Origin of the sequence: Laedolimicola sp. (assembly GCF_051972735.1) — a bacterium.
GTDB lineage: Bacteria > Bacillota > Clostridia > Lachnospirales > Lachnospiraceae > Laedolimicola > Laedolimicola intestinihominis.
Window position 1 is genome coordinate 103,895 of record NZ_JBOKYU010000003.1, and the last position, 11,593, is coordinate 115,487.

Consider the following 11,593-nt stretch of genomic DNA (forward strand, 5'->3'; position numbering starts at 1 on the left):
TACAGGTTTTGAAACGCAAAATAAGCTGATAAGAGGAATAACCCGTCTTATCAGCTTATTTTCACTTCTATATAATCTTTCCAAGCAGCAGACTGTATATTTCTGTCATCAGTGGAATCGTAATAATACACCACAGAGTTGTGGCTATATTGATGGAACTGGCATATGCAGCGTCTTTATCATATGCCAGTGTCATCTGTGTGATTGTGGAACAAACCGGAGTTGCTGTGGCAAGAAAACTGATAAATAAAATTTTCCCTGCATTTTCCATAATTCCCGTAATACCGGATACCCGAAACGCTATTAAAATCAGCAGAGGGCATACCAGCAGCCTTAGAAATGCAATCAGATAGATTCTCCTGTCCAGAATTATTTTTTTCAAATTCATCTCTGTTATCAGCATTCCTATCACGACCATGCTGACAGGTGCCATCATGGTACCCACGCTATCCAGACATTCTGTAATTACTTCCGGCAAATAAATCTGAAACGCCATCAGTCCGATTCCCACACCGATTGCTATCATATTGATATTTAACAGAATGGTCTTCCAGTCTGCTTTTCCTTCTTCACATACCAGTGCTTTTCCGTGGGACCATAGAAGGAGCAGCTGTACTGCAATATACGCACTTGTGTATAATACCCATTCATCACCAAAGATAGCAATAACAATCGGGATAATCATATTTCCTGCATTGGAATACATGACAGAAGCTTTTTCTATACCACTCAAGCGCAATGGTTTTCCAATCAGGGTAACAAATAAAAACAACAGAAGATGGATGATACCTGCGGCTGTAAACGCCAGCAGCAACCCCTGCAGCATTGCCTGATCCATTTTTATCTGGAAGGCTTTCACAATGACGCATGGAACCACAACGTAAATAAGAAGTTTTGACAGAACAGCACTGTCCGAAGCCTTCAAAATTTTCATTTTTACGAGCAGATATCCCAACAGCATCATCATAAAATATTTCAGTATTTCTCTGAACAGCATCATAGAAATCATAATTTTCTATCCTTTTAATTCCCGATAGGTAATCAATTCGATCTGATTTTCACGAATATAGCCCATCACCTTTTTGCTCAGCGCGGCATCCAGATCAACCACCCGCCGCAGCGTCAGGGAAGAAACCCGGAATAAATCCGCATCCACATAACCGCAATGGAACACATAGTATGCTGTCTCATCTTCTTCCACAGAGGGAAGCCCCCGCTCCAGAAGATTCTGCTCTACCGGCGGAGCCAGCTGTGCCTCAAGCCCCAATCCTTTCTGATTCATGATGGCTCCCGGAATCTCTTTGCATATCTTTCCGTTCAGCAGATCCATCGTATGATAGATGCCGTATTTCGCAGCTACCTCTCTGGCCGCCCGGTCTGTATTGGGCGTTATCAGGGAATGTGGGTGCAGATATTCCGGCATCCTGCCGGTCAGCTCTTGAAAGCATTTTACCTGATTTTCTGTCTCCAGAAGAATCTCCTCATAGGGATAGGGATCTTCTTCAAAATAAGATACCAGTCCTTCCATTTTTACCAGCTCGTTTCGCCGGTTCTGCTCTCCGGAGGAATAAAAAGAACCGTCTTCCTTTATCAGATGGGGAATCTGTGCCGGATCGGATACTGGTTTTCCTGCCACATAATTAATATCCACACCCAGGCACACATCCACGTTTTTTATTTTTTCAGCTGCCCATGCAGAGCAGTCCATGTTGGTAAACAATCCGGTATTGCGGATAATTCCTTCCTGAATTCCTCTTAAAATTCCTTCACTTACTGCTCTTGTGATTCCATAGTCATCACTTTGAAATAAGATTCGTTTCATTTAATTGCCTCTTTTTTCATTTTCTTCAATCTTAAACACCATACACAGTACAAAGGTTACCCCAAAAGCAATCACGCTTGCTATGATTCCCTGAGGAAGGCTGTATGCCCGCTCTCCGGCAAAGCCAAGGCTTACCAGCACATTTCCCACACCAACAAAGTAAACTGCAACCTTCATAATTCCGGCATACAGGCCTCCCACGAAACCACCTGCCATCATATAGAGAATTGCCTTTTTGTTCTGCAAAATAATTCCAAACAGAGTCGGCTCACTGATACCGCCCAGAAACAGTGTAATAAAACTGCTGGTGGCATAGGCTTTCTTTTCCGCCGTCTTTGCCAAAATCAGATAAGCCAGTCCGATGGCAATCATCGGATAATTGGAAATGAATGCACCTACCAGAATACTGTCATCACAGCCAACAGCTGCAATATAAGTCAGTGCAACGGCAATCAGAGCCTGATGCATACCAGTTGCAATCAGCAGCGGCCACAGAGCTGCAACAATTGCTACACTCACCGGTCCTGCAAATCCATGGAGCGCAACAATGCCATTTGCAATTTCCTTGCCAAGAACAGAGCCTACCGGACCCAGTACACAAAGAGCAATCGGAAGCATGATCAGAGTCAGAAGCAGCGGGAACAGTAACGCACGCAGACTCTTCGGGATAATTTTATTCAATCCCTTCTCCACATAGGACATGGCCCAGGTGATCAGAAGCATGGAGATAAAATTAGAAGAGTATGTTGTCAGTGTCATGGGAATGCCATATACATGGAAGGGCTCCCCTGCCTGTGCGATCTCAATCAGGGTCGGATGCAGCAAAATACCCGCTAGAAACAGTGCCATCGGGATATTGGCATGAAACTTCTTTGCCGCACCGTAAGCCACGTAAAATGGAAAGAAGTAGAAGCCTGCATCACCGACAAAGGTCAGAAGCCGGATAAACTCACTGCTTTCCGGTAAAAGTCCCAGCATGCTGGGTCCTACCACTGCCACAATCAGCTTCATCAGACCTGCTGCGGTAAAAATCGGAATCATCGGCGCCACACAGGCTCCAATAGCATCCATCACATTGTCCAGGATTTTCTTCGGTGTTAATTTATCTTTTTCCAGATTTTTTGCCTCATCTGCATTTTCGTCCAGACGCTTCACCGTATCAAAGCCGCCCTGTTCGCAGAACTCCTTATACACATGCTCCACATCCGGTCCGATAATAATCTGGTACTGGGTTCCGACCGTTTTGGTTCCCACAATTCCGCTGATGCCACAGACTGCGCCATCATCTACCAGCCCTCTGTCCTTCGGTGTCACACGAAGTCTGGTCATACAGTATGTAACGCTGGAGATATTATCTTTTCCTCCCACATGCTGCAGAATCTGTTCTGCTGTTTCTTTGTAATTCATTTACACTTTCTCCTTCTCATTTAATTTATCTCAAAAAGGCAGTCCGCGCGTCCTCTGCTCTTTTTTCAATCTTTTTTTATACAAAAACCCGCACCAAAAGCTCCGAACTTCTTTCCAAAGTCCTTTCTTTTGATACGGGTTATGCCCAACAAATTGGTTACAGTCCCTCACGGTCACATAATCTGTTCACGTGTAGCATCAGGTATAATTTTTCTTCTTCGTTCAGGGGATAGCCCTGTTCTTTTAATAATACGGCAATGCCGTCGACACAGCGGTTAATCTCCGGAATTTCGGATTTCACCGTCTTATAAAGCTGCAGGTTCTCATCCGATACCTGCTGTCCCTCTTTTGCCCTACGGAGCAGATATTCCATATGAGACACGAACCGGGAATAACTGAACGCCTTCCGGTCAATTTTCATAGAAAAACTCTTTTCAATAAACGCTGCAATCTGCTCTATCAGCTCATCTTTATTCTCGCCGACTGTCTCAGATACCAGTTCGGAATTGATGATATTTAATGCAATTCCCGTCAGCTCCGATTCCGGAAGCTCAATCCCCAGCTTTCTTTTGATCTGCCAGACCGCGTATTCCGCAATTTCCATTTCCTTCGGGTACAGGAGCCGAATGTCGTAATAAATTGGCATTTTTATCTGCAGGTTTTTCTGCATCCGCTCGATGGCGAAGTCCAGATGATCTGCCAGGATAAAGCGGAGATTCGGATTCAGTTTATCGCCGATTTTCATTTCCGCGTACTGGCAAATATCCGCCGATACGTTCAGGATATCTTCAGATACCGTGTTAATCAGGCTTACGTCCTGCTCTTTGGTATCGTAGTAAGTCCGGGTAATCAACGATAAATCGTTAAGTTCCCTGGGCATTTTCTGAAATCCAATGCCCTTGCCTTCCACAATAATCTGCTCACCACGGGAATCCAACGCCAGAGCGAAATTATTATTGATCTTTTTCAGCAGTTTCATTTCCTACTCTGCCCCTTCGAGTACCGGTACCGTCTCATCCACCGTCTTATTCAGTGCCGGCTTGCTTATCTCTTTCCCATTCGTTACAATGACCATGGTTGACATATCATATTTTTCCTTCAAAGCTTCCAGATCAAACCGGACAATCGGAGTTCCTTTTTTCACGTGTTCTCCAGCCTTCTTCAGAATCTCAAAGCCCTTTCCGTTTTCATTCACGGTATCAATTCCGATATGAAGCAGAAGCTCCAGGCCGTTATCCGCCTCCATGCCGAAAGCATGTCCGGTCTCAAATATCATGGTCAGTTTGCCATCCGCCGGAGCCTTGATGACGCTCTCCTCCGGGATAACAGCCACGCCGTCTCCCATAATTTTAGAGGAAAAGCCCTCGTCGTTTACCTCTGTAATATCGATACATTTACCCTTGACCGGTGCGTACACCGCCGGATCTGTCTTTTTCTTAAAAAATCCAAACATGGTTTTCTGTCCTTTCTCTCTGTCAGTTTTGAATTTTAGGCATAAAAAAACGAACGCATACCAAATTCTATTTTCTGGTTATGCCTCCGTGAGAGTAACAGTCCAAATCGCTATATTTATCTGACGCATTTATCCTAACTCATATTTTTCAAAAATGCAATACTGCAAATCAAACAAAATATTCGATATATTTTTGTGTACTCTGCTGATTTTAACAAAACCGCGTATCCGCTATACACCAGTGTATGCAGACAGCTCAAATTAGAAAATCCTGTATAGCAGGATTCTTTGCCTGCGGCGGGCCGCCTGAACGGCCTACTGCTTCTCCGCCGCAGTGCAATACCTTTTTTCTAGTTAAATCCCACAAACTTATTCGCAATCTTATAAGCCACTTCCGATATCTTCCGGCCTGTTCTGCCCGGCAGGTTCATAGTACGGCCCAGGACGCCCCATTTGAGCTCATAGTAGGTCTTCGGGTCTTTCTTTTTCAGGTACTTCCAGAGCTCGTACTTCTTCTCCAGGTTCTCCTCGGTACCGGAACGAATGGCAATAATCGAAGATACCACCATGATGATCTCCAAGTAATTCTTCATATAGTGGCGCAGCTTCCGGTTGGGAACCTGACGCACATCGGAGAGCTTGTAGTCGTCGATCATGATGCGGTTGACCTTCAGCTGCTGGTCGATGCGGCCAATCATAACGCTCTCGTTGACAGACTGATCACTGCGGCCAATGAAATAGCGGTAAAAGTTCACATCCAGATAGTACAGATACTTCACATGGGGCAACGGATGGTACACAAAGATGTTATCCACATAGAAGGTGTGCTTTGGCAGATCCAGTCCACATTCCCGGAGCAGCTTGGTGCGATAAATAACCGAATGCATCAGAATATACTGCCCCTTGTGCAGGAATTTCACATCATCCCAGGTAAAGACCTGATCCTGGGGAAACGCAGAGCGGTAGCTCATGACTTTTTTATGCTTTGCGCCCTCTTTTTCATAGACGAAATTACTGATAAGCATATCCACCATAGGCTTCGCTCCGGCCAGCTTCTCCAGAGTCTTTAAGATTTCCTTGTAAGCGGAAATAGATACCCAGTCATCGCTGTCTACCACCTTGAAGTAAAGACCGGTGGCGTTGCGAAGGCCTGCGTTGACTGCCTCACCGTGACCGCCGTTTTCCTGATGAACCGCCTTCACGATGGTCGGATATTTTTCAGCATATTCGTCGGCAATGGCCGCGGTGCCGTCCCTGGAACCGTCGTCCACGATGATAATCTCCACTTCCTCGCCGCCTGCCAGCAGGGAATGAATACAGTTACGCATATAAGCCTCGGAATTGTAACAGGGAATTGCTACGGATAAAAGTTTCATGCTTCCTCCTTTTTACGCCAGAGAGCGGGCAAGGGCGATGGCCTTTGCCGCCATGGCGTCGATATTGTAGTATTTGTACTCTGCGAGTCTGCCCAGAAGGTGGAAATCCGGTATCTGCGCCGCCAGATCCGCATACTTTCGGTACAATGCGTTATTTTCCTCATTCATGATGGCGTAGTAGGGAATCTCGCCCTCTGCGCCGGTATAAGCGAAGGGATATTCCTTCACAATCGTAGTGCTGTCGGCCTTCTGACCGGTCAGATATTTGAACTCGGTGATACGGGTGTAATCCTCGCTGACCGTGTAGTTCACCACGCTGTGCCCCTGGTAATCGGGCTTGTCATAGTGTTCAAAATCAAAGCGCAGAGTCCGGTACGGCAGCCGTCCGAAGCGGCAGTCGAAGAGCTCGTCCACCGGGCCGGTATAAATAACTGTGCCATGGAACTCCTGACCTTCCAGCAGTACCTTGCCCTCCTTTTCGGAAATGACCAGTGCGTCCTTCGCGTTGGTATTGGTGCGGATCTCAATGTTCGGGTGAGCCAGCATTTTCTCAAACATGGGCGTAAAACCATCCCTGGGCATACCCTGATATTTGTCCCCGAAATACCGGTTATCATAGGAAATGACCACCGGAACGCGGCCAGTGACTGCCGGGTCGATCTCCTCCGGGGTCTGACCCCACTGCTTCATGGTGTAGCGCAGGAAAACATTTTCATAAACGTAGTCCGCAATGGCACGCAGGTCCTCGTCCTGCTGCTCCCGCAGCTTCAGAATCGGCACCCGCGCGCCGAAGCCGAAGGTATCCACCAGCTTTTTCTCCAATACTGCGGCTTTTTCCTCGCCGTAGACCATTTTCAGGGTATTCAGGTTGAAGGGAACCGGCAGAAGCTTGTCGCCCACCCGGGCTACTACCTCGTGGCCGAAGGCGTACCAGTCGGTGAAACGGGACAGCCACTTATAGACCTCCTCGTTGCCGGTGTGGAAAATGTGCGGGCCGTACCAGTGTACCAGGATGCCGTACTCGTCCTTCCCGTCGTAGCAGTTGCCGCCGATATGGTGTTTCTTTTCCAGTACCAGAACCTTTTTGCCCTGCTCCTCTGCCAGGACTCTGGCAGCGGCAGCGCCGGCGATTCCGGAACCGATGATGATGCAGTCGTACATAGTAAAACTTTCCTCCATAAAACCTTAGTATCTATGCTTAAAATATTCCGTGTAGGCCGCGAAAGCCGCCGGAACTGAATAAGTCTCTTCCATCTGCTGTTTTTCCACGAAGAACAGCTTTCCCGGGGAATCGTGGCTGTCCGAAGCGTCATTTTCCTGCTGCTCCGGCTCCTCTACCTTCACCACATATCCGGCCATATGCCATTCAATGTGGCTGAAGATATGCTTTGCCGCCGGAAGCGCCTGGATTCGGATGGCGGACAGCCCTTCCGCTTTCACATAATCCAGCACCTGCTCCGAGTTCAGATGGCCTTCCAGGTTCGGCAGTTCATATAAGCCCGCCAGAAGCCCTTTCGCTGGCCGTTTGCGGAGGGCAGCCTGATTGTCCGACACCAGTACCAGAACGGTCTTATCTTCGATTCTGCGGCTTTTGGGCGGAGTTTTCTTCGGAAGCTCTGTCTCCACGCCGTCCCTGTGGGCCTGACACAACGCTGCCAGCGGACATTCCCCGCATTTGGGTGCGCCGTTTGGGACGCAGACGATGGCTCCCAGCTCAATCAGGGACTGGCTGAAATCTCCGGACCGGTCCGCCGGGATTACTGCCTTCACTTCCTGCTCAAAGCGCCGTTTCACCGACTGCTTCAGGATATCGTCATAGCTTTTCTCAATCCGGGAAAGCACCCGCAGCACATTGCCGTCCACAGCCGGATAGGGCAGGCCGAAGGCAATGGACGCGATGGCCCCCGCCGTATAGCTTCCGACGCCCGGCAGCTCCAGAATCGCGTCAAAATCCGCGGGCATCTGACCGTCGTATTCCGCCACCAGCTTCTGCGCCGCCTTCTGCATATTCCGGACGCGGTTATAATATCCTAACCCTTCCCATAGCTTCAGGATGACGTCCTCGGGAGCCTCCGCCAGATCACGGATGGTGGGAAGCGCCGTCATAAAGCGCTCAAAATAGGGCTTTACCGCCTCCACTCTCGTCTGCTGCAGCATGATTTCCGATACCCAGACCCGATAGGGAGCCGGGTGCTCCCGCCAGGGAAGAACCCGGGCGTGGGCGTCATACCAGGACAGGAGCGGCTGCACGATAGCGGCCAACTGGCTGTCGCCCACTGCTGTAACATCCGATTTTTTCTGCTGTTCCTCTTTTTTTGTATTGCAGTCTACATTCAAATCTTTCTTCAAAAATAAACCTCTATTTTCTACTAAAAATAACTTTAAATTTTTTACTTAAAGACAAACTTCGATTTCCTTGTCTATCTTTAACTCCTCCGGCTTCACCAGGCAGTCATAAGCCAGCACCTTCACGCCCGCCTTCGCTGCTCTCCGCAGCGCCTCTCCAAAGGCCGGATGAGTCCGGTCGTTGGGCTCCAGCCGCGTGACGCCCTTCATCTGTATCACGAAGCAGACATACGCATCATATCCGTCCTCGACACAGCGCATCAGCTCCTCCATATGCTTCACGCCCCGCTCGGTGGGCGCGTCCGGAAAACGGGCCACGCCGTTCTCCTCCAGAGTCACGCCCTTGACCTCCATAAAGGCTTTGCGGCCCTCATATTCCAGATAGAAGTCAAAGCGGGAATTCCCATACTTGCACTCGGGCCTCACAAAGATGTCTGTCATGCCCAGTCCGCCTGCCTTCAGCCATTCCGCCACCACCTTGTTGGGAGCCTGGGAATCCATATTCACCCACTGCTTACCTTTTTTCACGGAAACCAGGTCGAGCGCCGTCTTCCGGGCCGGGTTATCGATGCGCTGCACATACAGCTCCGCGCCGGGAATCAGCAGCTCCTTACAGCGGCCCGTGTTTTTCACATGGCAGATCTCCTGCTGGCCGTTCTGCTCCACGTAAGCCACAAACCGATTGGACCGGGAGACGAAGCGGGCAGGCTCCATATGTTCGTATTTCATTTCTTACCTCTGCTGTTGCTGTTCCCGCTCTTCCTTCCAAATTTTCTGTCGAAAAAAGTAACTCAGAACAGCAACTGTTTTTATTCTAGCGATATATTTTTAATATGTCATAGAATCTTTCTTAATATTTTGTAAATTACCCTGTTTTTTTATCATCTATCTCGCCTGCTGCATCCTTAAAAATATATATTTTGCGAGACTGTTTTGGCATTAATGCACACAGGTATATCCGTTCTCAGCGTCAAAACCCACCGCCGTCACCAGACTCTCGGTGAAATGGTCATACACCAGCACATTGATACCATTAAGCGTTTTTAACTCACTCTCACCACTATACACGACAGACTGATTTCCCCCGCTGACCTTCACTTCCAGATCGGAAGCCGCAAACTCCAGCACACAGGAACCATCCGCTCCGCCAGGCAACACGGTTCCGCCGTCCAGGCCACCGATAAAGACGCCACCCTGTTCCAGCACCTCCTCCGGCACGCCAAGCTCCGAGAGCACCTCGCCGATGGGCTGCTCTCCATTGTCATAAGCGCCGGTCAGACCAATCACATAGGTATAGGTTCCCTCATTTTCCGAAAGTAGCTGCAGGAAATCATACCAGCCTTCCTCCTCTGTCAGCATCTGGTTTGCGTCCTTCTGCTTCCAGTCGGCCGCATTTTCCTCCCAACTGGCATAAGTTTCATCGCCCCGATGATCGGCCAGATCATAGTTTGACGCCAGCCACCCAGCCAGATAACGGCTCAGCTTCCCGGTTCCCCGATAATTCAGATGGGAAGCCTCAGCCATATCCGTCTGCGGATCCAGCCCCAGTTCATCATACATCCGATTGAAATCCAGAAACGGAATGCCCTCCTCCGCCGCGATTTCCCCGCATCGGTTAAAAATCATCTGCTCGCTCTCGATGATGCCCTGATAAGGGGAAATCATAAACACCAACGGAATGTCCTCTTCTTTTGCCATTGCAATAATTTTTCGCAGATACTCCTCGGATTTTGGAGCCAAATCGCTGCTTTCGGTCACACCACTCATATCTGCCATGGAGTCATAGGCTTTCGTCACATACAGCGGATAATACCCCTTGGAAGCTTTCCCATGGGGATCGCCCCGATACGCTGCGAAATCCGCCCGGGAAAGCTCCGTATACCGGGAATGGTACACCGGATAGCCCAGCACATAGGGAATCAGATTGTCCGGCGTGCTCACCCGGATAGCTTCCATCTTATCCTTCGAAAATTTCATGCCGAAGGTGTTCGTCACGGTCCGGGCCTCCTCGATGTAGTCCCGGCTCTCGATGGCCCGCACCAGCTCCACCACCATGACCTTAGGTGTCTGATATTTCAGGCTCTCCTTCATGTAATAGTAGGTGTTCCAGAGAGGCTGCAGGCTGCCCGCCAGATCGTAGGAAGAGATGCCCTCCTCCTCCCAGAGCACCGCCGGGTTGATATCGGAATAGGTATGGCTGCTGCCGTAGAACATGACGTCGATGCTCCCGGGCTCCTGCTCATAAAAGAGCTCCATAGGCACGATGCCGTCCTCCTGCTTGAGACGGAACGCATCGTTCAGCTTCCACAGAAGACCCGCCGCCAGTGCCAGAAATACAACCATACCGATTAGTTTCTTTTTCATGTAATTCTCCTAAAACTGGAAATAGATAAACTGCTGGGCGTCATATCCCGGCCCGTAGATACCGAAGATGGCTACCGCCGCAATCAGCGCCAGCAGCACACCCCAACGGAACCAGAGATTCTGCTTTGCCAAATAAACATCCAACTGCTGCTTTTTGAAGTATCGAACCAAATCCACCAGCAGTAAAATCAGAAGACCAACGAACAATACATTCATTTCTACCCGATCCAGGCCCAGATTATAAAGTTCTCCATTAAACAGACACCAGGGATCCGGCTTGGTCACCATCCGACGGATATAGCCGAAAGCATCCCTGAGGCTGCCCGCCCGGAAAAAGATCCAGGCAAAGGCCGTCAGGCAGAAGGTTACCAGCACCTGCCCCAGCTTGTAGCTGAGACAATCCGTCTTTGTATGCAGCTTTTCATTGATACGGTCCTTCATACCCCGCAGCTCATATCCAATGACCTGATAAAGCCCATGCAGTCCGCCCCAGACCACGAAGTTCCAGCTTGCGCCGTGCCACAGACCGCTGGCCAGAAAGGTCACCATCAGATTGAAATATCTGCGCCATTTCCCACAGCGGCTGCCGCCCAGGGGAATATAGAGATAATCCCGGAACCAGCTGCTTAAGGAGATGTGCCATCTACGCCAGAACTCCCGCATGGACCGCGAGAAATAGGGCGTCTGGAAGTTCTCAATGATCCCAAAATCCAGCACCTTCGCCACGCCGAAGGCCATCATGGAATAGCTGGCGAAATCGCAGTAAATCTGAATCGTATAGGCGATGGCTCCCACGGTCAGGCCGAAGGTGCCATACATGTGATA

The 11,593-nt window shown here is 49.2% G+C and carries 9 protein-coding genes and 1 pseudogene; all 10 read right to left on the bottom strand.

Going from position 1 to position 11,593, the window contains the following annotated elements:
* Positions 1-67 precede the first annotated feature (67 nt).
* The gene (locus tag ACTRC3_RS01965; protein WP_440321135.1) at positions 68-1,009 is read right to left on the bottom strand and encodes an AEC family transporter; all 942 of its coding nucleotides are present in this window, start codon (positions 1,007-1,009) and stop codon (positions 68-70) included.
* Between the two features lie 6 nt (positions 1,010-1,015).
* Positions 1,016-1,822: a ChbG/HpnK family deacetylase gene (locus ACTRC3_RS01970; protein ID WP_440321137.1), complete on the bottom strand. Its 807-nt coding sequence runs from the start codon at positions 1,820-1,822 to the stop codon at positions 1,016-1,018.
* Positions 1,823-3,229, bottom strand: coding sequence for a PTS transporter subunit EIIC (locus ACTRC3_RS01975; RefSeq protein ID WP_440321139.1), 1,407 nt, complete (start codon positions 3,227-3,229; stop codon positions 1,823-1,825). It abuts the gene before it with no gap.
* Between the two features lie 157 nt (positions 3,230-3,386).
* Positions 3,387-4,208 carry a PRD domain-containing protein gene (locus ACTRC3_RS01980; protein WP_440321141.1) on the bottom strand — a complete coding sequence of 274 codons (822 nt, stop codon included), beginning with the start codon at positions 4,206-4,208 and terminating at the stop codon, positions 3,387-3,389.
* A 3-nt stretch (positions 4,209-4,211) separates the two neighbouring features.
* A complete protein-coding gene (locus ACTRC3_RS01985; protein ID WP_440321143.1) occupies positions 4,212-4,682 on the bottom strand; it encodes a PTS sugar transporter subunit IIA in 471 nt (156 codons plus the stop codon).
* A 350-nt stretch (positions 4,683-5,032) separates the two neighbouring features.
* Positions 5,033-6,058: a glycosyltransferase family 2 protein gene (locus tag ACTRC3_RS01990; RefSeq protein WP_440321145.1), complete on the bottom strand. Its 1,026-nt coding sequence runs from the start codon at positions 6,056-6,058 to the stop codon at positions 5,033-5,035.
* Between the two features lie 12 nt (positions 6,059-6,070).
* Positions 6,071-7,219, bottom strand: a complete 1,149-nt coding sequence (gene glf / locus ACTRC3_RS01995; RefSeq protein WP_440321147.1) for a UDP-galactopyranose mutase — start codon at positions 7,217-7,219, stop codon at positions 6,071-6,073.
* A gap of 24 nt (positions 7,220-7,243) precedes the next feature.
* A pseudogene (gene mutY, locus ACTRC3_RS02000) lies at positions 7,244-9,133 on the bottom strand (A/G-specific adenine glycosylase).
* Between the two features lie 210 nt (positions 9,134-9,343).
* Positions 9,344-10,768 (bottom strand): hypothetical protein, encoded by a 1,425-nt coding sequence (locus ACTRC3_RS02005; RefSeq protein WP_440321148.1) that lies wholly within the window; start codon positions 10,766-10,768, stop codon positions 9,344-9,346.
* 9 nt (positions 10,769-10,777) lie between these two features.
* The coding region (locus tag ACTRC3_RS02010; RefSeq protein ID WP_440321150.1) for an MBOAT family O-acyltransferase at positions 10,778-11,593 on the bottom strand (816 nt) is incomplete at its 5' end.